25 protein-coding genes are annotated in these 21843 nt (G+C 38.7%); 16 read left to right on the plus strand and 9 right to left on the minus strand.

Annotation, left to right across the window (positions count from 1 at the left end; translation table 11 throughout):
• The first annotated feature begins 178 nt into the window (after window positions 1–178).
• Both BK009_RS11170 and BK009_RS11175 read left to right on the plus strand, forming a co-directional pair.
• Window positions 179–1834 carry a right-handed parallel beta-helix repeat-containing protein gene (locus tag BK009_RS11170; protein WP_100907358.1) on the plus strand — a complete coding sequence of 552 codons (1656 nt, stop codon included), beginning with the start codon at window positions 179–181 and terminating at the stop codon, window positions 1832–1834.
• A 237-nt stretch (window positions 1835–2071) separates the two neighbouring features.
• Window positions 2072–2431 (plus strand): VOC family protein, encoded by a 360-nt coding sequence (locus tag BK009_RS11175; protein ID WP_100907359.1) that lies wholly within the window; start codon window positions 2072–2074, stop codon window positions 2429–2431.
• Between the two features lie 21 nt (window positions 2432–2452).
• Here BK009_RS11175 and BK009_RS11180 read toward each other — a convergent pair whose 3' ends face one another.
• The 4 genes from BK009_RS11180 to BK009_RS11195 are packed head-to-tail and all read right to left on the minus strand — an operon-like array spanning window position 2453 to window position 5415.
• Entirely contained in the window at window positions 2453–2878 is a 426-nt protein-coding gene (locus BK009_RS11180; RefSeq protein ID WP_100907360.1) for a GNAT family N-acetyltransferase, read from the minus strand.
• A gap of 40 nt (window positions 2879–2918) precedes the next feature.
• Window positions 2919–3515 carry a DJ-1/PfpI family protein gene (locus BK009_RS11185; protein WP_100907361.1) on the minus strand — a complete coding sequence of 199 codons (597 nt, stop codon included), beginning with the start codon at window positions 3513–3515 and terminating at the stop codon, window positions 2919–2921.
• Window positions 3516–3558: 43 nt separating this feature from the next.
• Entirely contained in the window at window positions 3559–4797 is a 1239-nt protein-coding gene (locus BK009_RS11190; RefSeq protein WP_100907362.1) for an aldo/keto reductase, read from the minus strand.
• Between the two features lie 57 nt (window positions 4798–4854).
• Entirely contained in the window at window positions 4855–5415 is a 561-nt protein-coding gene (locus tag BK009_RS11195; protein WP_100907363.1) for a TetR/AcrR family transcriptional regulator, read from the minus strand.
• A gap of 233 nt (window positions 5416–5648) precedes the next feature.
• On the opposite strand from BK009_RS11195, the gene BK009_RS11200 reads away from it, so the two are divergent.
• Window positions 5649–6713, plus strand: coding sequence for an AI-2E family transporter (locus BK009_RS11200; protein ID WP_100904967.1), 1065 nt, complete (start codon window positions 5649–5651; stop codon window positions 6711–6713).
• A 100-nt stretch (window positions 6714–6813) separates the two neighbouring features.
• Complete coding sequence (locus tag BK009_RS11205; protein WP_100904966.1) at window positions 6814–7077, plus strand: hypothetical protein; 264 nt, start codon at window positions 6814–6816, stop codon at window positions 7075–7077.
• Between the two features lie 109 nt (window positions 7078–7186).
• Here the strand turns inward: BK009_RS11205 and BK009_RS11210 are convergent, their stop codons facing one another.
• Entirely contained in the window at window positions 7187–8002 is an 816-nt protein-coding gene (locus tag BK009_RS11210; RefSeq protein ID WP_100907364.1) for an ATP-binding protein, read from the minus strand.
• Window positions 8003–8247: 245 nt separating this feature from the next.
• Complete coding sequence (locus BK009_RS11215; RefSeq protein WP_100904964.1) at window positions 8248–8613, minus strand: iron chaperone; 366 nt, start codon at window positions 8611–8613, stop codon at window positions 8248–8250.
• A 308-nt stretch (window positions 8614–8921) separates the two neighbouring features.
• Here BK009_RS11215 and BK009_RS11220 point away from each other — a divergent pair, with 308 nt between their 5' ends.
• A complete protein-coding gene (locus BK009_RS11220) occupies window positions 8922–10382 on the plus strand; it encodes a PAS domain-containing protein (RefSeq protein WP_100907365.1) in 1461 nt (486 codons plus the stop codon).
• Window positions 10383–10424: 42 nt separating this feature from the next.
• On the opposite strand, the gene BK009_RS11225 is transcribed toward BK009_RS11220, so the two are convergent.
• Entirely contained in the window at window positions 10425–11738 is a 1314-nt protein-coding gene (locus BK009_RS11225; RefSeq protein WP_100907366.1) for a histidine kinase dimerization/phosphoacceptor domain -containing protein, read from the minus strand.
• A gap of 78 nt (window positions 11739–11816) precedes the next feature.
• Window positions 11817–13202, minus strand: a complete 1386-nt coding sequence (locus BK009_RS11230; protein WP_394340090.1) for a DASS family sodium-coupled anion symporter — start codon at window positions 13200–13202, stop codon at window positions 11817–11819.
• 265 nt (window positions 13203–13467) lie between these two features.
• Here BK009_RS11230 and BK009_RS12460 point away from each other — a divergent pair, with 265 nt between their 5' ends.
• Entirely contained in the window at window positions 13468–13632 is a 165-nt protein-coding gene (locus BK009_RS12460; RefSeq protein WP_157809730.1) for a hypothetical protein, read from the plus strand.
• A 170-nt stretch (window positions 13633–13802) separates the two neighbouring features.
• Here BK009_RS12460 and BK009_RS11235 read toward each other — a convergent pair whose 3' ends face one another.
• Window positions 13803–14159, minus strand: coding sequence for a hypothetical protein (locus BK009_RS11235; RefSeq protein WP_169923169.1), 357 nt, complete (start codon window positions 14157–14159; stop codon window positions 13803–13805).
• Window positions 14160–14555: 396 nt separating this feature from the next.
• Here BK009_RS11235 and BK009_RS11240 point away from each other — a divergent pair, with 396 nt between their 5' ends.
• The 10 genes from BK009_RS11240 to BK009_RS11290 all read left to right on the plus strand — a co-directional run bounded on the left by BK009_RS11240 (window position 14556) and on the right by BK009_RS11290 (window position 21842).
• The gene (locus BK009_RS11240) at window positions 14556–14888 is read left to right on the plus strand and encodes a hypothetical protein (RefSeq protein WP_100909588.1); all 333 of its coding nucleotides are present in this window, start codon (window positions 14556–14558) and stop codon (window positions 14886–14888) included.
• A complete protein-coding gene (locus BK009_RS11245) occupies window positions 14885–15703 on the plus strand; it encodes a hypothetical protein (RefSeq protein WP_100904955.1) in 819 nt (272 codons plus the stop codon). Before BK009_RS11240 ends, BK009_RS11245 begins: the two co-directional genes overlap by 4 nt.
• A gap of 434 nt (window positions 15704–16137) precedes the next feature.
• Entirely contained in the window at window positions 16138–16830 is a 693-nt protein-coding gene (locus BK009_RS11250) for an MBL fold metallo-hydrolase (RefSeq protein WP_100904954.1), read from the plus strand.
• A gap of 181 nt (window positions 16831–17011) precedes the next feature.
• Window positions 17012–17782: an arsenite methyltransferase gene (gene arsM / locus BK009_RS11255; RefSeq protein WP_236950983.1), complete on the plus strand. Its 771-nt coding sequence runs from the start codon at window positions 17012–17014 to the stop codon at window positions 17780–17782.
• Between the two features lie 90 nt (window positions 17783–17872).
• Window positions 17873–18409, plus strand: coding sequence for a DUF2115 domain-containing protein (locus tag BK009_RS11260; protein WP_236950984.1), 537 nt, complete (start codon window positions 17873–17875; stop codon window positions 18407–18409).
• Between the two features lie 224 nt (window positions 18410–18633).
• Entirely contained in the window at window positions 18634–18993 is a 360-nt protein-coding gene (locus BK009_RS11265) for an ArsR/SmtB family transcription factor (protein WP_100909590.1), read from the plus strand.
• Between the two features lie 10 nt (window positions 18994–19003).
• Window positions 19004–19783, plus strand: a complete 780-nt coding sequence (locus tag BK009_RS11270; RefSeq protein WP_169923170.1) for a DUF169 domain-containing protein — start codon at window positions 19004–19006, stop codon at window positions 19781–19783.
• A 1-nt stretch (window position 19784) separates the two neighbouring features.
• Window positions 19785–21056 carry a 4Fe-4S binding protein gene (locus BK009_RS12715; protein ID WP_236950985.1) on the plus strand — a complete coding sequence of 424 codons (1272 nt, stop codon included), beginning with the start codon at window positions 19785–19787 and terminating at the stop codon, window positions 21054–21056.
• Between the two features lie 75 nt (window positions 21057–21131).
• A complete protein-coding gene (locus BK009_RS11285) occupies window positions 21132–21545 on the plus strand; it encodes a hypothetical protein (RefSeq protein ID WP_100909591.1) in 414 nt (137 codons plus the stop codon).
• A gap of 57 nt (window positions 21546–21602) precedes the next feature.
• Window positions 21603–21842 carry a thioredoxin family protein gene (locus tag BK009_RS11290; RefSeq protein ID WP_100909592.1) on the plus strand — a complete coding sequence of 80 codons (240 nt, stop codon included), beginning with the start codon at window positions 21603–21605 and terminating at the stop codon, window positions 21840–21842.
• Window position 21843: the final 1 nt, after the last annotated feature.

The following is a 21843-nucleotide window of genomic DNA, read 5'->3' on the forward strand; positions in this document are numbered from 1 at the left end:
CATAATGATTTATGTTATGTCGTAATATTAATATTAGATATTGTTCCGTTAACTACCAAAACCTTCAATACAATTTTCACAAAACCTTTCTTTATTATAAGGTTTTAAACTACTTTTCATTATTAACGGATAAAAACAGAGAAGAATTATTCTATCAATTGTAAAAGGAGGTGAAAATATGGACAGAAACCATATAATACTCACTATTTTGTTACTTTTTGGCTTTTTGATATCTATACAAGCCGTATATTCAGCGGAGATAATTATTGGTCCCACTGATAGTATCCAGACTGCAATTGACACTGCTAATCCACAGGATACAATCATTCTCAACAACGGAACCTACAACGATAGCAGTATCCAAGTAAATAAAGAATTAACACTGAAAAGTGTCACAGAAAACCCGGATGATGTAATCATCGATGCTCAACAGAATGGCAGAGTAATTGAAGTACTATCTGGAGTCAACAATGTAAAAATACAGGGTTTGACCATTTCCAATGGATATTTTGACGGAACATGGAACGGAGATGGGGCTGGTATTTCCAACAAAGGCGGAACAATAACCCAACCTACCCAGATAATCAACTGTAAATTCACCAACAACAACGCCACTGGTGAGGGTGGAGCTATCTACAATAGGGGTGTTTTGACCATCACTAACTGTACACTCACCAACAACACCGCAGATGGAAATGGTGGTGGAATATCCAACCGAGGTAATTTGACCATTACCGGTAGTGTCATTCAGCAGAACACTGCTCCCTCCATGGGTGGGGGAATATATAACTTGGATACCATGACCATTACTAGTTGTACCATCCAACAAAACCAGGCTAGTGGTGGTGGGGGAATACTCAATGATGGTGACTTAACCGTTACTGGTAGCACCATTCAACAAAATCAAGGTGATAATGGTGGGGGAATTAACAACTTTGATACTTTAACCATTACTGCTAGTGTTATTGGGCAGAACACTGCCCCTTATGGTGGGGGAATAGCCAACTGGAATACTCTAAATATCGTGGGGAGTATTATCCAGGAGAACACCGCAGAATTTTTTGGAGGAGGATTACATAACCTTCAAGGCACGGCAAACATCACCGATACCACCTTCCAACTCAACAACGCAGGTAGTGGTGGAGGGATGTGCAACTGGGATACGTTAACCATTACCAGTAGCACCATCAAGCAAAATAACGCCACCAGTGGTGGGGGAATCTTCAATGATCATCTGCAAGATGTTTATGGTATAGTGGATGCGAATTTTAACCGTATCGTTGCCAACACACCTAAGGCCATACAGAGTGATAGTGGTACTGTGAATGCGGAGTATAACTGGTGGGGTTCTAACAACCCAAATTTCAACGCTCTAATCACCGGAGATGTGGATTATATTTCATGGTTGGTCATGACTTACAGTGCCAATTCAAGGGTGATCTCCCTGGGCGGACTATCTACCCTTACTGCAGATTTCAGATATGATTCTAATGGGGTATTTCACGATCCTGCAGCCGGACACTTGCCTGATGAAACACCGGTGACCTTCACTACTAATCTGGGTAATGTGGGTAGTAAATCAATAGTTACAGGAACCATCAATGGAATAGCAACTGCAATACTGCGTGGAAACGAAGCAGCAGGTGAAGCTTTGACCTCGGCCCGCCTTGACAACCAAACTTTAACTGCTACCGTAACCATTACACCAACTGCCAGAGCAGCCAGCTCAAGTACAAAAACCATCGGAATGCAGAGCACGGGAATACAACTTGCAGGAATAGGGCTAGCCATCCTATTAGTAAGTGCCGGGTTAATCCTACCCAAAAGAAAATAATAGGGAGTTAAAAACTCTCTCTTCTCTATTTTTTCTATTTCTTTTATATAAATGACTATAAAATATCTACCAATATAAACTTAATTAAAACCCATTTCAGGGGTTTATTCGGGTTAATTTAACAGGATTGGAACTAATGAGGTCTTTTATTCTTAAAATAGTAATCGGGTAGTGTTTTTAGGGGTGGAGGATTATTTTTTAAGGGAAGATTAACAATAAGAATAAGTGAGTGATTAAATGAGAATATTGAAAACACTTTCCAGGGTTTATGTTGAAGATTTAGATGAGCACCTGGATTTTTATGAAAAACTCCTGGGAATGAAGGTGGAGATGAGGATTCCAATGCCGGATGTGGGTCTGGAATTAGCACAGATTGATGATATCCTGATTATAGCTGGTTTAGAACAGGCCTTGCAACCATTTAAAAGGACTCAGGCTACATTCATGGTGGATTCTGTGGAGGAGTATGAAGCATTCCTGGTAAATAATGGATCAGAAATTGTTAGAGGTCCTCAGAAAGTCCCCACCGGTGTTAACATGACCGTCAAACACTTGGATGGCTCTATTTTCGAATACGTCCAGCATAACTTAGAATAGTATTTACCAAATAATTTTAACTTATTTTCTTTCTGGTCTTTCCCTTCTAATTTCCATACAGTTTTCAGGATGGGAAATTGGCTCGAAACCCACCTTCCCATAAACACTATGGGCATCTTCGGTAACCAGCATCCAGATATAAACATCCTCAAGTTCCTTATGGGAAAGAATGTAATTCAACATTTTCTGACCAATCCCTTTCTTACGATGGTCCTCATGAATATAAACATCTAGAATAAACGCGAATCTTGTTTTATCAGAAACAACCCGGGAGTAACCAATTTGGATTCCATCTAGAAATACACCCACAACCAGGGAAGAATTATATGCTCCCCTTTCAACCTCATCAATTTTAATTCCCGGACTCCAATCAGCCTTGCTCAGCATATCAGTTACTTTTTCAAAATCCATTTCCTCTATTCCATCTTTAATAACGATTCGGTCCATAAAAATTCCTTCATCTTTAAGTTTTTTCAGGATTTAACCATCAATATATTCTGGAAAAGGGATCCCAACTGGGGTCTTCCTTCCAGTCATACTCAATTTCAATGCTCTGCCTTTTGGCCACATCGTATCCCAACTGGTCAGCAACAAATCCCAGGGCCATATCCATACCGGCACTGACACCGGAACTGGTATAAATATTCCCATCTCGAACCCAGCGAGCTTCACGAACCCATTTAACCTCTGGAAAATGCTCAGTCCACGCAAATGCCCTTTTATTAGTGGTTGCTTTCTTGCCATCCAACAAACCAGTTTTGGCCAGGAGTATGGAGCCGGTGCAAATTGTTAGGATGTATTCGGCATTAATTGAAAAATTTTTCAGATGTTTCAGGAAGATCTCATCACTAACTAGTTCCCGGGTGCCAATTCCCCCGGGGATCATTAAAATATAATTCTCTAAATTTATTTGGGATAATGGTCTGGTGTGAACCGGCACATCCTGGCTGCTTTTAATAATTCCTCCTTCCATGGAATATAAATTCACATGAAACTCTTCATTTAACCTGCCCAGGATTTCAACCGGGCCAAAAACATCCAGGGTTTCAAATCCATTAAAGAGGATGGTTACTACTTGGTACATGTTAATCCATCTATTATTCAGTTAATTATAATGTTATCCCATTTCAGGCACGTGATCTACGGGAGAAACGTTCACTAAGTGAAAGAAACGCATCAAAAAGTGGTACCAGGATGGTTTTACCAATCTTCACCCGGTACTGGAATCCAAATCCACCTAGTTCCTTGGAAACACCCTCTAAAAGTGCGGGTATTTCCAGTTTCTGGGGGCAGGCACGTACACATTTACCACAACCATTACAAAGTCCTGCATGGGATTCGTTACCGCTGAAAACACCTCCCAGTCGTGTCAGGTAGGTGAAGGATGTGCCACTGGTTTTGAACATGTATTTGTGGTTGTAGATCTCGAAACATGACGGTATGTCCACCCCCACAGGGCAGGGCATGCAGTAACCACAGGAGGTACAGTTGATCTTCATGAGATCATGGTAAACCTCTTTAACTTCATAATATAGTTTCAACTCATCACTGGTGAGAGTGCCAGGCAGGGCTTCTTCAGCTACTTGTAAGTTCTCTTGCACCTCTTGTAATTCACCCATCCCTGAAACCACACAGGTAACTTCGGGATGATCTAAAACCCATCTCAAGGCCCACTCTGCAGGACTTCTTTCAACTGGGGCTTTATCCCATATCTTCTGGGCTTCTTCTGGCACATCTGCCAGAATACCTCCTTTTAAGGGTTCCATAATGATCACAGTCACGCCCTGGGAGTGTGCGTACTCTAATCCTTCAGTTCCTGCCTGGGTTTTCTCATCCAAGTAGTTGTACTGGATAAGGCAGGCATCCCAGGGGTGGGCATCCACAATACATTGGAAGGCATCGCCGTTATCGTGGAATGAGAATCCAATGTTCTTGATAATGCCATTTGACTTTTTTTCTTCTAAAAATTCCAGGACTCCTATCTCTTTAAGGCGCTGGAAACTTCCCTTTCCCAGGCTATGGATAAGGTAATAGTCAATGTAATCAGTTTGAAGTTTTTCCAGCTGTTTTTCCAGGTATTTCTCCATGTCATCATATTTTTTAACAGACCAGGAGGGCATCTTGGTGCAGAGTAAGACCTTCTCCCGGTATCCGTCTTTAAGGATTTCCCCCAGGAATGATTCACTGGATCCTCCGTGGTAGGGGAATGCAGTGTCAATGAAGTTAACACCATGATCTATAGCATAATATATTTGTTTTTTAGCCTTTTCTCTGTCAATCATCCCGTTTTTGGTGGGCAGACGCATGGCTCCGAAGCCCAGTGCCGAGATTTTCTCACCATTTTTTTCATTTTTCCTGTACTGCATTTTAATACCTCTACTAGATTGACCTGTCAGTCGAATATTTTTACTAAAAAAATACGATTATTTGGATATTCCGTCCCAGAACAGTTCAAAAGAAAGTTCAATATTCTCCTGGTTCATTCTTTCCGGGTTTTTCTCAAAATGGGTTATGGTGTTGAGTACATTGCCCCAGAAATAGTCCATTAGGAGTTCATCATACATCTGTTTAATTTCCCCTTCTCTAAATCCCTTCTTATAAACTTCAAGGAGGTCCACGAATTTTTCCTCAATTCTCCCCTTGGTGAAGGAGGTTATATAAGGGGAACAGTGGAATGTCATTATGAAATTAAATTTATAGGGGTCTTCAATCCCAAAATTCACAAAGTTGAGCCACAGAGACTTAACATTTTCTTTAAATGATTTATCCTCATCATAATCTCCTTCAGCTGCTTCTAGGATGCTTTCCTTAGAGTAGATGTAGAGACGGTCAATGAGATCTTCCTTGGTCTTGAAGTAGTGGAAAAGTGTACCGGTGGCCACTCCTGCAGTTTTTGCGATCTCGGCAGTGGAAGTACCGTGAAATCCCTTTTCTACAAATAGTGGAAGGGATGTATCCAGTATTTTTTGTTCTTTTTCCTTCAATTTCTACGCATCCTGAAAGTTTAATTAATCTATTTAATAGACTGATTAGTCGGTTTAGTATTTAAAGTTTTCTTATACTGTTCATATGTAAGCATGTCGGCATGTGGTGTGGAACTTGTAAATAGCGGGATGATGATCAAAAATTGACATGGCCTAAGGGGGATTATAGGGATTAAAACTATTAAGAATAAAGTTTAGAGGAATAGTTACATTCTAAACTTATAGGTGCCATAATGATTTCACATATTAAAAAGATGTATTCATCAACTATATTCCCCCTTTTACTACTTCTAACCATTTTATCCCTGGGAGTTTTAACTCCCATTATAACCATGGTGATTTTCGGGGCTATTTTAGCATACTACGTTCGTTTTATTGCCAGGAAAATCAAACCATACGTTAAATATGATACTTTAGCAGTGGTTCTGGGAATGATCATACTGGCCATCCCCATTGCTCTACTCCTGTACTTCACCATAATCCAGCTTTTAAGCATTTCTGGTGCCCTTTTAGGATCCCTGCAGCAGGCCACTGCTGATAACTCCACCATGAACCTAAACTCCATTAATGACGCTGTGCAGAATCTGGGTCTATCACCATCAGTCTCGGGGAACATTGCTGATGCCATAAAATCCGGCATATTACAGCTTTTATCAGCTATAACCAATTCAATAATCACCATAGCCAGTTCCATCCCGGCATTAGCTGCACAAATTCTCATATTAATCTTTTCAATCTTTTATTTTGCCAGGGATGGAGGTAAAATAGTTCGCTATATAAAAGACGTTGTCCCGGATAAAGACAAAGATTTCTACCGGGAAGTCATCAAGGGTGCCGATGATGTTTTAAAAAGCATCATAGTAGGTAACATCATCCCTGCCGCTATACTGGGCCTCCTATCTGGAGTGGTTTACTACTTCTTGGGTTACCCCTACGTAATCCTTCTGGCCATCGTCAGTGGAATAGCAATGTTCATCCCCATCATCGGTCCCTGGATAGTTTACGGGGTTATTGGACTTTTCAGCATCCTAACTGGAAACACAGCGCAGGGGGTGCTGCTGATCTTCTTCGGCTGGATAATAGAAACCACCACTGACTTCTACATCCGCCCACGAATATCAGTCCGGTACTCCGAAGTCCATCCACTGGTCTTCCTACTGGGATTCATCTACGGAGCAGTGACCATGGGCATTCCCGGTTTATTCATAGGGCCATTGATACTGGGAATAACCTATGCAGCCTATAAGGTGTACCGGCAGGAAAGGGTGAAGTCCAAGGCACAGGATAAAAAAGCTTAATTAAAATAACACAAGAAAACCCTCCTAAAACATTTATCAGGATATTTAAAGGATATAATTTATAAAAATCCTTAAATTAATTGATTAACTTGGGATACCCATGGAATCCGATGGTATTAAAAGGCTGAAAGAAGTCCTGAGAAGTAGAAATTGCACTGTGGAAAAGCATTCCAGTGTCATGGAGATAACTTTCCCCAAAAGTGAGGATGCGGACTGGTTTGAAAAGGTATTTGAAGATTACCAGCGAGAATCTGCGGTGAGCTGCTTGATGTCCATGCGACCCCGTGGTGAGAATGCAAAACATAAATTCGTGTTCAATGTCCAGGATCTGGGAAAATTCATAGCTTTACTGGAACAGTCTTAGAATCTTTACCGGAACAATCCTAGAATCAATTTTTTTCAGATTTTACAGTTATTGGGTTAAATTCCAGTAAAAAAATATAAAAAAAAGTATTTGATTAATCCCGGAAACCTTAGATTATTTCCCCATTTATGGAAATTGTGTAATCCTTGATTATTATGTTTTTCTGGGCTTTTTCAAGAGCCCTTTTAACGATTACTTCAATACCAGAACAGCAGGGTACTTCCATATGGACGATGGTAATGGATTTGATATTCTGACTGGTGAAGATCTCACTTAACTTATCCACGTATTCGTCAATGGTATGGTCCAGTTTGGGGCAGAGAATTATCAAGATTTTGTCCTTTAAGAACCTCTGATGGAAATTGGCATAGGCAAAGGGCACACAATCCGCGGCAATGAGAAGATCCGCATTTTTAAGGTAAGGGGCATTGGGGTTTAAAAGCTGGAGTTGCACTGGCCAGTTACCCAGCTCTGCACTTAAAATCTGGGGAGAACCACCAATTCCTCCTTTCGGTTCAGGAACCTGCATTGCAGAACCTGGGCAACCACAGGCCAGGGGAGCATCCTCCTCATAATCCGGTACTTCCATGTTTTTTTCCTTTAAAAAGCTAATGGCCTCTTCCAGATATTTTGTCTGACCATGCTCATGCAGATGTTTCAGGTGGGCTTTGGTAACGTTGGGTCCTGCTTTTACAATATTTTCCATAACCCTGTGTTCATCGTAGGGTTCAGCTTCCCTTCTTTCAACCTCTATAGCTCCCTCCGGGCAATCTCCTATACAGGCACCCAGCCCATCACAGAACAGGTCACTGATGAGATGGGCCTTCCCATCAATTACCTGGAGTGCACCCTCGGGGCAACCGGTGACACATATTCCACAACCATTACATTTTTCCTCATTGATCCGGATAACATCTCTTTTCATAATAAACCCTCTTTTGTTCATATTGTTATTTTTTAATCTAAATCATACCTAATGGAAATCGTTGATCCACGGTCAGGTCATCTATGGGGATCATTTTGAATTTTCTCATGAAGGGTTAAGTTATGTTAAGTTATTATATGTGACATGGGGTTGAAATACATTCCCTCCGGTGAATATTGATCATTTGGGCTATATGGAATACTTTATTTAGGCGACTTTTGGGTCATGAATAAAATTTCTGAAAATTATTTCTTGTTGAGATTTTCTTCGACTCTAAAAATAACTATCTTTTCCACCAGATCGAAGGGCACTGGTTTATCAATGGGGAACTGTACCGATCCTTTCCCACATTTATAGGCTGAAAGTTCCTCTTTAAACGTTTCAATCCCTGAAGGTGTGGGATAAAATCCAATATGGTTCTCATACGCTGCAAAATGCACCAGATTACCATTAAGCTTGAAGGTTGGCATACCATAACTAATGGTCTCCTCAGCTTCCGGTGCTGCTTCCCGGATAACCTTCCTTATCTTCCCCAAAATATCCTGAACATTTTCCGGGAAGGTGGCAATGTATTCATCTATTGTATGGAACTGTTTTTTTGATGCGGACATATAAATAACCCCTTTTCAATTATTTTTATGAATATATGTTTAAACATTTTTTCTGAATTTTTCTATTATCATTTTTTAAGTCCATTTCAATCATCAAAAATTATTGAAAAGTAGATGTTTATGGGATGGTATTTCTATAAAAAAAATTATTTCACTTCGTTAAACTGTACTATTACGAAGTAACCCTAGTTCATGGTTAGAAAATCCAGAAATTACCTCACCCAACCCTATCCCTATTCTACCAAACCATAATAATTAGAGAAAACAATGAATAATATAACAATTTAGATCCGGATTTTCAGGAGGGAATGAAGGTAAAAAGCGATTACCATATATTCAGGGAGATATTCGAGAAATCTCCTGTGGGGATGCTCCTCTTTGACAGGGAAGGTACAATGGTGGATGCCAATCAGTCGGCATTGGAGATAATGGGAATCACCACCCCGGAAAACCCCCCAAAGATTAACCTATTCCACAATCCAATAATTCCCTGTAAAAAGGAAGAATTAGTTGGGAATGGTGTTATTAACTTCCAAAATCAATTAGATTTTGAAAAAATCAGTGATTTTCAGGATATAAATAAAACTCCTCCTCCCATAACTGAAGGTATTGAAGGAACCATCTCAATCATTAGTTCCGGTTATCTGGTTCAGATTCATCAGTCAAAGTCTAAAGATGAATCTTGCGAACTTTTAATAAGTGGAGAGAAGTACAAAAACTTTTTTGAGGATGATATCACCGGGGATTTCATTGCCACACCACAGGGTGAGATAATTGAATGTAACCCTGCCTTTGCGGAGATATACAATTTCCCTAACCGTGAACAGGCCCTTAAATCAAATATTTCCACTTTCAACCCTGAGGACTGGGAAACTCTTAATAAACGTCTTAAACATGAGTACAAAATAAAGGGACATCAAACCACCCACCAAAGACCAGATGGGGAAAAAATCCACGTGGTCAGTAATTTAGTGGGTATCTACCATGATTCGGAACTGGTCCAGGTTAAGGGTTATGTTTTTGATGATACTGAACGTAAAGAAGCTGAAGAAGCTTTGAAACGTAGTGAGGAGAAATATCATCGTTTGTTTGATGAGGATTTAACTGGGGATTTCATTGCCAATGTTGATGGGGAAATATTGGAGTGTAACCCTGCTTTTGCTGATATTTATGGTTGGGACACTGTTGAAAAGGCACTGAAATGGAATATATCCGAGTCCAATCCATTCGACTGGCCTTACATGGTCACCCGCCTTAGAAGTGAAGGTAAGATCAGGGGATTTCAAAGCTGGCAGCGCAGGCAAGATTTCATGAGGATCCACGTTGTTGCCAACCTGGTGGGAATCTTCAATGATTCAGATGAACTTATACAGGTTAAAGGATATGTGTTCGATGACACTGAACGTAAACAGGCTGAAGAAAAACTTGAAAGCGGGCAACGTCGCCTAACCATGATCTTAGGCAGTATCCGGGATGGATTCGTGTCACTGGATAACTTCTGGAACTTTATTTATGTGAATCCCTGTGCTGCAGAATATTTGGATATTGATGCCGATGATCTGATGGGTCAAAATCTATGGGAAAGATTTCCAGAACTAGCAGGAACCATCCATGAGACCCACTTTAGAAGAGCAATGAATGAACAGGAAATACAGTACTTTGAAGCTCCGGGAATGCTAAGAACTGGAAAATGTTTAGATATTAGTGTTTATCCATCAACAGAAGGAATATCCATTTATTGGAGAAATAAAAGAAGATCAGACCTATAAATAATAAAAAGTCTCATTGATAATAAAATCTTTAAGTTAATGTTAAATGCGTCTTTTACTGCATTCCTTAAAGGTGATCTTGAATAGAGTTCCATCATCCTGTTTCCGGTCAACTGTTCCTCCTAACTGGGTTGCTAATTTATTCACGAACCACATACTCAGTGTGCTGGAATTTTTGGAATCAAAATGCTCTGGAAAAACTGGAGCATTATCATAAACGGTCATTAAAAAAAATTCACCTTCATCAGTGATTTTCACTGCTATTCTGTTCTTTTGTTCTATAGAACTATCATATCCACCCATTTCAGACTCTTCAGTTAGGCTTTTACTGGTGTTATTTCCTGATTTAGTCGGAATACTGTTGTTGGAGTAATCCTTAGCTATAGTATTGGTGTCCTCTTCAGATTCTACAGTTAGAATGCTCCGTTTTATTGAATCGGCTACCAGTTCATTCACTATGAGTCCGCAGGGAATAGCAGTATTTATGTCCAGTTGAATCCCTTCAATATCCACATCAACCTGGAAGGGTTTATAAGCATATTGCCTCTCCAGATCCGATATTAGGCTTTTGATGAACTCTCCAAAATCAATATTTAAAAGATCACGGTACTGGTAGAGTTTCTCATGAATGGCGGGTATTGATCGAGTGTAGTTCTTTATTTCCCTAAATAGTTCCCTTGATTTTTCATCTTCCAAATAGTATGATTGGAAATTAATCATGGAATGTATGATCTGCAGATCATTTTGCACGCGATGCTGAACTTCCCTGAGGAGGATCTCATTTTCTCCCCTGATCTTCATGAACTCTTCCTGTAAATGTATCTGTTTGGTCACATCTTCAAAGGACTCTACCGCCCCAATAACATTGCCTTTAAGATTTTTAATAGCATCCACAGTAAAATGTAGCCATTTTCCATTTTCACCCATTTTAGGGAAGAAAGATATGGCTTCACAGGAATTCCCTAAAGTTTTGGAATCACATTCACCCTGATACCTCAACACAAACTTTGATCGGTTGTTGGTTATGGAATACCATTTAGGAATGTCTTCCAGACGACCATCTACCATAAAATCAGCCATGCATGGTCTCTGGTTATCGTAAAATACTTTCCATTGTTTATTGGTTCCCATTATTTTTTCAGCATTTATTTTACTTAACTTTTCCAGTGCCCGGTTCCAGTAGATAACCTCATGGTCCCTATTAATAGCAAATTTAGGGACTGGTGAAACGCGCATTATTTCCTTTAAATCAATACCACTTTTATCTAATAATTCTTCTAATTTTTTCCGCTTCGATTTTTCACTGTTTTCAGAATTATCTGAACTCTTGGTGGGCAATAAAATCTTTTTAAACATATTCCCAAACCCCCTTTTTTTTAACCCCATTATCAAAAAAATAAACAAATAGGGTAGATTTTTAGATTTACCCTTTTTTTATCCCAATGCTGGTTTTGCAAGGGGAGTCAGTAGGATTATAATGGTAAGTATAATTCCAATCACTACCAGCGGAACCCCTGCTTTAAGTATCTCTTTAATTTTCACGTACCCTGTTCCGTAAGCCATGGCCACTGTTGGGTCGGCCATGGGGAGCATGAAGGATAGTGAACAGGCTATTGCTACAGGCACGGCGTAGGTTCCCACGGGTTGTCCCTGGGCTGCGGCCAGTGTAACTGATAATGGGATTAATATTGCAGAAAGTGCAATGTTAGACATTACCTGGGTTATACAGACTGCAATTATCATCAAAACAACCGTAATAAGGATGGTTGAAGGATTACTCCCGAGAAGAGCAACAATATCAGTTATAAGCCAATTTGCAGCTCCAGTTTGGAGTAATGCAGCTCCGAGGCTTAATGCTCCTCCGAAGAAGACAATTAATCCCCAGTCAACACCATTCTGCGCATCTTTCCAATCAATTACTTTAAATATGAAGAAGAGCACAGCGCCGATTAAAGCAATGGAATAACTGTTTAAACCGGTTATGCCGGTGGTGATCCATAAACTAATGGTGAATAGTAATATAACTAATGATTTTTTTTCTACCATTGTCATGGGGCCTAATGATTCCATTTTATCGGTTATGGTTTTTGTACCGCCTACTATTCCCTCAACTTCTGGTTTGAACAATCGTCCCAGCAGTTTCCAGATGATTATCAACATTATAATTGCCAGTGGGAATCCGAAGATCATCCAGTTAACAAAGGGGATGTTGGTGTAGGCGGCTGCCATCAGGTTGGGAGCAGTACCGATTTCAGTACCGAATCCCCCTGCTAGTGAACCGTATGACGCACCAAGTACCATAGCCTTAGCAAAGTTACTTTTACCCTTTTCAGGGTCCTCAACTCCCATTAAAGGAATTATTTCCTTTATAATGGGGAGTAACATGGCAAATGCTACCACGTTTTCAATCCAGGCAGATAGAAGTCCAGTGGAGAATACTGCCACGAAAAGACTTCTATCCGGGCTGGTTCCAAACTTATTGAGCATGGCATAAGTTAAACGTGTAGCCAATCCGCTTTTACGGATTGCTTCAGCAATAATAAAACCACCAATCATTAAAAATATGATTGGATTTGCAAAACCAATTACAGCGTTATCAAAACTTTCAACACCAATTATGGGCTGTATAAATAGTATTATTAAAGAAGTAACTGCTAGATGCACAGCTTCAGTAGCCCACATTATAACGGCGAATACAAGTAAAGCGATTGCTGCATGACCGGGATAGCTTAAACCTTTCATAGGAATTAGCATTACAACTATAAAAGCAATAATTGCCAATGGCATTCCAAAAGCTTTTAAATTTATATTCGTTTTCAAGCCTCCCTTTATTTAACAGGTTACCTAGAAACATAACAACTTATATACTTATTTTATAATGTTTAATCATTATACTAATATTTTTTTCCATGGGTAATAATTTTAAGAAGGTGATAGATATTGGATCAAAACAATTATTGTCATTGGTAGGTAGTGTTGATGATAATTTTTTATAATCAACAAAATAATATCCCTATAAATAGAATTTAATATTAAATATTCTCCCAAGTTAAATGAAAATACAATATAAATGGAGTTTTATAAAATGAACCGGAATTTATGGACTGTAATTCTCTCAACATTAGTAGTAGCAATTGGTTTGTATGAAATTTTTGGATTGGGACAGTACACTTGGACTAATTATCTCAGTACGTTCTTGTTTTCCCTGGTAGTAGTAATAAGTCTTGATAATATCAGAAATTCAAAATAAGTGAGTTCTTTTAAAAAAAATCGATAATAATTATGGACAAATTCTTTATATAATTCTGGATCTGATTTATTTCAGAATATTCCAGACTACCCTGCTTTTTTAGGATAGTTAAAGCTCTAATTTTAAAAAATAAAGAATGAAAGGTATATTTCTTCACCTTTCATAGGGGTTCACACGGTTTTTTTACAGTTTGTACCGTCACAGTTTTCAGATCCTGCATTACCATTGGTCTCGCCATGCTTGTACTGGTGAGTCTGGTCACAGTTGGCTGATCCTGCTTCACTGTTTTTCTGACCGTACTGGTATTTGTGCTGGTCTCCATCACAGGTTCCACAGTTTTCACCAGCAGAGTCACAGGATCCTTGACTACCTTGATATTTATGCTGATTCTGATTACCGGTGCCGTTCTGGGCCTGGCTTTGGTCGGTAGTGGTGGTGTTGTCAGTTTCATTCAATGCAAAGGCAGGAACTAAGCTAACCATCATCACCAGTGCACAAATTAATGCTGCTTTTTTTGGAATTTTCACCTATTTTCACCTCCATTGGTGTTGTACACTAGAATACTACATGATGGGATAAATGATTATTCCAAGTTTACACCCAGATCGCACCCACTTTACACCATGAAAATACCCAAAATCTGATATCAAACTCACAAATCTATTATATTTTTAAAATAAATATCTGGGCATGACTATGGAAAGATTTGGGTATAATCTTGGAATAATTACTTTTATATAGTTGATCTATTTAGTAGTGTAATACAAATTTGGGGCCTTAAAATTGATTTATAACACTCCAAACATCCAAAATACTTTTAAATTTTTTAATAATACTCTATTTATTTTAAGGTCTCTGGAAAAACATTAGAAACAGAATTAAAACCATTAATGGTTAAAAAAATAATATTCGGGGGATAAATTATGGTTTACGATCTAGTCTTACCTGCCCTCCCATTTATCGGGGGCTATCTATTCACTTACAGTCTATACCGGATGGATTTAATTAAAAAAGCTTTACACATTAACATCTGGAACTTCATAATCGGAGTAGCATTCCTTATATCTGGAGGAGCTGGTTTCCTTCTGCTCTTATTTATGGAATTCGGGGTTAAATTACCAATCAATCCACAGTTACTTTACTGGCATGTTGAACTGGGGGTAACCCTTGCTCTGGTAACTATCTTCCACTTCCACACCTACTGGAAGTCATCTAAAACCATGTTCTTCCCTGCAAAAAGGAGGGTGAAAACATGATGGAAGGATTCACTCGTAAAATATCCAAGGATAATTTAAGATCTGCTTTAGGAAAGGAAAACCTAAAATCTGCACTGGAAAAGATTCCTTTAAAGGAAAAACTCCTGTTAGCAGCTTCCACCATTCCATTCATAGCTGCCAGTACCATGTCCTCATCCTGTGCCACTACATGTCCCTACGGGATAGTTAATGATCCATTCCCTGGTCAATGCTCACGCTACATTGACCTTGATGGGGATGGGATGTGTGATCTGTCCCAGGTAACCACTGCAGCTCAAACCACAGACACAACTACAACCACTACTGATGAAACTTCAACTGTCACTGACAGTGGGCAGGGTAACGGTGCCCATGCAGAGGTGCAAGATCCAGTTGATGCCAATGCCACCACAATACAGGACACTCCGAGTATGGATTCCGGGAACTTAGGTGGGGATGGAAACAATTACTTGGTCCTGCCAATAAGTATGCTGATTATAGGGGGCTACCTGATCACTCACTTCCTGTTTAAAAAGGGAATACTGAAAAGAAATAAACATCGCCGGATCTGGAATTTACTTCTCACTGCAGGATACTTGGGAAGTGGAGGTACCGGTGTTATCCTAGCGGTACTCATAAATATGGGTATAAGAACTGCTCTAAACCCTTCCTTAATATTTTGGCACGTGGAATTATCTATCCTGATGGTTGTGGGGACCTTAATCCACCTCCACATCTACAGGAAACCATTCCGGAACATGTTCAGAGTGCTTTTCGGATTCAAATCAAATTCACGGAGAAGGGATCCCAACAGGGCAGAAGGAACATCCAAATGATGTTCCATTCATATTATTTTTTTAAAAAAGAGATTTTTTTTAAATTAAGGAATTTTCCCCAACTTTTAAATCTTTAGACCTACAGGACCAACCTTTTAAATTCTAATTGGAAATATATTTCTATATTGGGGATATTCATATAATGTAACATTTTATTTAAAATATTTCAACTAAAATTACAGACTTGATTGGAGGGTATGTTTAATGACATTCAATCCAGTATATTCTTTCTTCTCACCATCAATTAATTCTACAGAGGAAAATATATTTTCCCAAGGATCGCCTTAGATAGCACAATCCTCTGGGGGATGGGGAATGGGTTCACCATATTTAAAGTGAAAATAGGTATAACATCTACTGTAGAAAAGGAAACCCAAAACCATTAACTTTTGGCTATAGTTTATTGCTCTATAAAAATATTTATCGGTGTTTAAATGAAAAAATGGCTAACTAAGGGTGGCTCTATAATCTATCAGATTGGGTGGGGAAGGGGAAATTCTTACCTGGTTTTAGATGGTGATAATTCAGTTTTAGTTGATACTGGTCTTAAAGGATCCAGAAATGATCTTAAGGCAAAACTGGATGAATTACTGGGTGGAGGGGAATTATCATGGCTGGTTTTAACTCATACTCATTACGATCATGTTGAAAACGCAGCCTGGATAAAAGAACACTACAATTCTCAGATAATACTCCATCGTAGTGAGGCTGACTATTTAAAACAGGGTTGTTCACCCTTACCCACTGGTACTAACCCTTTGGCTGGCATGGTGGAAAAAATAGGGAGAAAAATAACCAGTCTCAGTGACTACGAATTAGCAAATCCTGACATCCTGGTTGATGATAAATACCAGTTAACTCACCATTCTTACTTAATGCACACACCGGGACATACTGAAGGTTCCATCAGCCTTATTGTGGATTATGAAGTGGCCCTGGTGGGAGATGCCATGTTCGGTGTATTCTGGTGGTCCATATTCCCTCCATTTGCCGATGATGTGCCTCTCATGAAGAAAAGCTGGGGTAAACTTGCAAAAACCGGGTGTAAAATCTATTTACCTGGTCACGGCACCAAAAACTCCCAAGAATTACTTATCAAACAGTGTAAGAAGTACAGGGTTTTTTAAGACATGTAACAGTGACGTTTTTTTTCTGGCTCTGATTTTTTATTAAAAATTTGATCTTTTCCATATGATTTCCATTAGATACTTTTCCATTAATTTTCATAATTTGACAGTTAAGTTTATAAGGAAATTCACCCACCTATCTATATATTGATATATTTGGATATATGAAACTAACACGTGGGTGGACAACTTGAAAGAAAAAGAAATTAAAGACTTTGTAAAGGAAAGATATTCAAAGATTGCCACTAAAGAAGATTCATCCTGTTCATGCTGCTCCGGTAACGGTATGGCTGGTATAATCCAGCAAGCCAAAGCTGTTGGTTATTCTGAGGATGAAATAAAAAGTATTCCTGCGGATGCCATATTTGGCCTGGGTTGTGGTAATCCAACTGCACTAGCAGAGATTAAAAAGGGAGAAACCGTACTAGACCTGGGATCCGGTGGGGGAATAGATGTTTTCCTGGCCGCCAACAAGGTGGGTGACCAGGGAAAAGTCATCGGAGTGGACATGACTGATAATATGGTGGAAACCGCCACTAAAAATGCTAAAGCAGGCGGTTATGGGAATGTGGAATTCAAACTGGGTGAAATAGAGAATTTACCCATTGAAGATGAGTCTATTGATGTAATAATTAGTAACTGTGTTATAAACCTCACACCAAACAAATCCGTAGCCTTTAAAGAGGTTTTCAGGGTTTTGAACGATGGTGGTCGAATATTGATATCGGATATAGTTACCGAGGGTGAACTTCCGGATGAAATCCGTAAAAGCTTCCAGGCCTGGTCTGAATGCACTGCCGGGGCCATGGAAAAGGAAGAATATCTGGAAACCATAAGAAAAGCAGGATTTAAAGATGTTGAAATCATAGAAGAACACTTTTTCACAGAAAAAGACCTTGATGAACGTCTGGTAGGGAAAATAACCAGTGTACAGGTAAGGGCTCTTAAATAAAATCGTGGTATGTTTGTATGAGGGGTTCATTCCCTATTTTTTTAGAAAATGGGTTTTAAGAAAGTTTTCATAATGGGGATGATTGTTCAAATGGAAAAAATAGAGGATGTTCTCTCATGCCGTGAAATACATCGAGAAAAGCTCCATTATATTTTAAAGAATGAAGCTAACCATATTTCACTTCAAGACATCATGAAGGCTAGTTTTTTCCTCATAAACGATGCTCGATACGTACAAGAAAGTTACCGTAAAGAATACATAAAAGCTTACACCCATGCTTTCATAACACGTATTAAAGAGGTTAAAGAACACAAAACTCATGATAATGAATGTTTAAATCTGCAGGAAATTCAGAATGCCATTGCAATACTTATGGAGCAGGAAAAACAAACTTTGGATGGTGAGGGGTTCGATCCTGCATTTTTCAAGATTTATAAGGTTATTTCTGTTTACACTACTTTCATACTGGGAGAACCAGTTCACCCCGTGGGGACACCATTCCCTGGGGGTTTAAAAGTTCAATATAATGGTGAAAACTATCTTTGTCCTGTTAAAGAACGGCAAAAAGATAACCCTGGGGCAGTTTGTGGGTTCTGTGTTGCTGAACAGGATCCAGAAACGATTTAAAAACCATTTTGGATTTTTTATTCCTAAATACAAAGGATGCATTTTTTTGAAAATAAATGACTTCCTATGATATCAATACATTTATATATTTGGATATATGAATTATTAGTAGTAGTCTTGAAAAATTACGAAAGTGATATTTGAGAATATAACATCTTGTCAAAAATGGAACTTAAAACATAAGAAATGATGGGGAAGGCATTAATCTTATTTCGAGTGGTCGAATGAAAATAGATGAAATAAAAAATTGTTGTAACATTGAATTAGACGAAATTAGTAGATTAAAAAAATTATTATCTAATTCATATGATGAGTTAGAGTTTAATAAGAAAACAGAAATTTTTAAAGCCATTTCAGATCCCACCCGGCTACAAATATTGTCCTTACTAACATTAAGGGATCTATATGTTTGTGAAATCATGGCTGTTCTGGATAAACCTCAATCCACCATATCACATCATCTCAATGTGTTGAAAAATGCAGGATTCATTGAAGGGCATAAAGAGGGTATTTGGACGTTATATGGCCTTAAAAATCCAGAAATTTTGATTTTAATTGATAAATTATGTGATCCAATCCAATAGGAGACATGTTATGAAAGAAATTATGGATGTTAAAGAAGTTAAAAGAATGGGAAAAACCATGAAATCAATTCTCAGCCTTGATAGCTATCCTGTGGGAATTAGATTCATGGAAGTGAATGATAACTTCCCTAAAGATGCAGAAATTCTTAAAAAACACCGGTATTGCCAGGCTTTGATGAAAGCCCGAAATGGATATGATGTTATACTCACTGGAGAAGAAATATCATGTCCAGCTGCAGCTCGTGCATTTGGTTTTAGACCATTACCAGAAGGTCTTAAATCAGGTAATGGTTTAGTAGGGTTTGGAATCGTATCTGACCCTGAAGTAGGTAAGAAAATGTTTGAAGGTATGGTGAGATTGGATGAAAACAAGATTAAAGGTATACACCTTTTCCCACTTGAAAATGCCACTGAAATACCTGACGTAATAATTATTGAAGATGATCCGGAGAAATTGATGTGGATTGCCCTAGCTTACCTCCATGCCACTGGTGGTGAGAGGATAGAAAGCTCCACAGCCATATTACAAGCAACCTGTGTCGATTCTACCATCATTCCATTCCTCAAAAATCGTGTAAACTTGACTTATGGCTGTTATGGCTGTCGAGATGCCACAGATCTATCAGAAAAGGAAGCCATAATGGGCTTCCCTGGATCATACCTCCCATTAATCATGGAACACTTAAAATACCTTGAAGAAAAGGCTATACCTCGTTCACGTGATAAGGGAGCATTATCAGTTTTAAAAGGAAAATCACAGATAAAAACTTGTGAAAATGGAGGTAATTAACATGGCATGGTTTGCAGGATATCCTAGAGAAAAAATTGAATGGCACCCTACCATTGACCCTGAAAAATGTGTAAAATGTGGTATGTGCATGAATTGTGGTCAAAAAGTTTACAAATGGACAGGTGATGTGCCAATAGTTGCCTATCCTGATAAATGTGTTGTGGGCTGTACTACTTGTGCAACCCTCTGTCAGGGGAATGCCATTTCATTCCCGGACAAAGATAATCTACGTGAACTCTACAAAAAAGAGAGAATCTGGGCAAAAGTCAAAAAAGAACTCAAAAAAGAGGGAGTTCTGGAAGTTGAAGAGGAAAGTAGCGCGAAAAGATCATCGTCTGAAACAGATTCCTCCCCACAGAATGCCGATGATTCTAATGGTGGATGTGGTTGTGGTGGAATTATAAAAACCAATGAAGAATCAACTGGAACTCAGGGCTCTGAAGATGATGAAGGATGTGGTTGTGGAACTGAATCATCTGATGTGGATAATGGTGGATGTTCCTGTGGATGTGGAGGAGATTACCCTGATGAATTTGTTGTAAATAATCCTTCTGAGCCAAAAACCATGGCGGATGAAGACTTTATCGAAAAATTAGAAAAATACGCTCATTCCATTGGCATTACAAGCATAGGGTACACTAAAGTTCCTCCAGAATTAATAAATGAGGGTAACTCCATTCTGTTCCCGAATGCCATTGTGCTAACCATGGAAATGGATGATGATTTAATCATAACCGATCCTGGAGCTGAAGCACAGGCCTTAAATGATGCGCATTACGAAAAACTGGGGAATATGACCTATCAAATTGCGGATTATCTTAGGGAAAATGGTTTTGCAGCAGAGTCTGCCCACCCTTACGGAGGTGTGGTAAGATTTACACCACTTGCCCAAGAAGCAGGTTTAGGATGGGTAGGACAAAGTGGTCTTCTAATCACTCCAGTATCAGGCCCCAGGCAAAAAGTTTCTGCAGTGTTCACCAGTATCGAAAACCTGCCAATAAAAACTGATGATGAACACTCTTGGATAACAGAATATTGTAACCGCTGTGGTAAATGTATCAAAGCTTGCCCAGAAAACGCACTCATAGAAACAGAAACCTGTTGTGGTGGTAAAGAAACTGAATTTGTGGAAGAACGTTGTATTGGTTGTAGTGAAGGTTGTACCTACTGTATAGAAGACTGCCCATTCGATGAAAAAGATTACACAGATATAAAAAACCGATTTGAAAGGATGAATGCTAAGTTAGCACAGAATAAAAATAAAACTACTTAAAAAACCATAACATGATTTTCAAGGACCCTAATAAAAATTTTTTGTAAACCAGTGATTTATGGGAGTTTTTAAGTTATGAACAATAGTGATCTAGAAAAAAATCCCTTTGATATGAATATGTGGAAAAATTGGGTGGAACAATCTCCTTCCTTTTTTTCAGGTTTGTTGGATAAATCAGTTATTGGAATATTAATCGGCGAAAATGAAGATCAGATAATTCTTTTAGAAAAGAAAAATCATGATATGCTGGTTAAAATTGAAAACCCAGATTACATGGAACGTCCGGTTGCTGATATCATTTTTAAAATTAAAGAAAACACAATTAATGAAATTTGGGATGATAAATCATTTATAAAATTCATCCAACTACTTTCAAACCAAAAAATAAAAGTATACACCCTTAGAAGCCAATCTGAACTCATAGGCAGGGGTCATGTTGGATTTTTTGGTAGACTGGGCCTAAATTTAGGGAGAAAGAGCTGTTGTTAACTTCTGATTTCTTCTTAAAGAAATCATCCAAATCAAGATAGTTACTGAGGTGATATGATGGAAATAGAAATATATGGAACCGGATGCGGAAACTGCCAAGCTTTAGAAAATAATGCCAAAAAGGCAATAAAAGAGTTAAATGCAGATGCTGAAATTGTAAAGATACAGGAAATTGACAAGATGTTTGAAGCAGGAATCACCGGCACCCCTGGACTAGCAATCGACGGAGAAATAAAATCCATGGGCCGGATCCCCCCAGTAGATGAAATAAAAAAATGGATCGAATCGAAAAAATGAA

It is taken from the genome of Methanobacterium subterraneum (assembly GCF_002813695.1).
GTDB lineage: Archaea > Methanobacteriota > Methanobacteria > Methanobacteriales > Methanobacteriaceae > Methanobacterium > Methanobacterium subterraneum.

Bases quoted from the DNA above. Each gene is read 5' to 3' on its own strand.
- BK009_RS11210 (WP_100907364.1), bottom strand. From the start codon at position 8,002: ATGAAAAGAGATGTTATCCGGATCAATGAGGAAAAATGTAATGGTTGT.
- BK009_RS11170 (WP_100907358.1), top strand. From the start codon at position 179: ATGGACAGAAACCATATAATACTCACTATTTTGTTACTTTTTGGCTTT.
- BK009_RS11220 (WP_100907365.1), top strand. From the start codon at position 8,922: ATGAAGGTAAAAAGCGATTACCATATATTCAGGGAGATATTCGAGAAA.
- BK009_RS11265 (WP_100909590.1), top strand. From the start codon at position 18,634: ATGAAAATAGATGAAATAAAAAATTGTTGTAACATTGAATTAGACGAA.
- BK009_RS12460 (WP_157809730.1), top strand. From the start codon at position 13,468: ATGAACCGGAATTTATGGACTGTAATTCTCTCAACATTAGTAGTAGCA.
- BK009_RS11270 (WP_169923170.1), top strand. From the start codon at position 19,004: ATGAAAGAAATTATGGATGTTAAAGAAGTTAAAAGAATGGGAAAAACC.
- BK009_RS11250 (WP_100904954.1), top strand. From the start codon at position 16,138: ATGAAAAAATGGCTAACTAAGGGTGGCTCTATAATCTATCAGATTGGG.
- BK009_RS11190 (WP_100907362.1), bottom strand. From the start codon at position 4,797: ATGCAGTACAGGAAAAATGAAAAAAATGGTGAGAAAATCTCGGCACTG.
- BK009_RS11215 (WP_100904964.1), bottom strand. From the start codon at position 8,613: ATGTCCGCATCAAAAAAACAGTTCCATACAATAGATGAATACATTGCC.
- BK009_RS11290 (WP_100909592.1), top strand. From the start codon at position 21,603: ATGGAAATAGAAATATATGGAACCGGATGCGGAAACTGCCAAGCTTTA.
- BK009_RS11175 (WP_100907359.1), top strand. From the start codon at position 2,072: ATGAGAATATTGAAAACACTTTCCAGGGTTTATGTTGAAGATTTAGAT.
- BK009_RS11285 (WP_100909591.1), top strand. From the start codon at position 21,132: ATGAACAATAGTGATCTAGAAAAAAATCCCTTTGATATGAATATGTGG.
- BK009_RS11225 (WP_100907366.1), bottom strand. From the start codon at position 11,738: ATGTTTAAAAAGATTTTATTGCCCACCAAGAGTTCAGATAATTCTGAA.
- BK009_RS11245 (WP_100904955.1), top strand. From the start codon at position 14,885: ATGATGGAAGGATTCACTCGTAAAATATCCAAGGATAATTTAAGATCT.
- BK009_RS11180 (WP_100907360.1), bottom strand. From the start codon at position 2,878: ATGGACCGAATCGTTATTAAAGATGGAATAGAGGAAATGGATTTTGAA.
- BK009_RS12715 (WP_236950985.1), top strand. From the start codon at position 19,785: ATGGCATGGTTTGCAGGATATCCTAGAGAAAAAATTGAATGGCACCCT.
- BK009_RS11205 (WP_100904966.1), top strand. From the start codon at position 6,814: ATGGAATCCGATGGTATTAAAAGGCTGAAAGAAGTCCTGAGAAGTAGA.
- BK009_RS11185 (WP_100907361.1), bottom strand. From the start codon at position 3,515: ATGTACCAAGTAGTAACCATCCTCTTTAATGGATTTGAAACCCTGGAT.
- BK009_RS11200 (WP_100904967.1), top strand. From the start codon at position 5,649: ATGATTTCACATATTAAAAAGATGTATTCATCAACTATATTCCCCCTT.
- BK009_RS11240 (WP_100909588.1), top strand. From the start codon at position 14,556: ATGGTTTACGATCTAGTCTTACCTGCCCTCCCATTTATCGGGGGCTAT.
- BK009_RS11260 (WP_236950984.1), top strand. From the start codon at position 17,873: ATGGAAAAAATAGAGGATGTTCTCTCATGCCGTGAAATACATCGAGAA.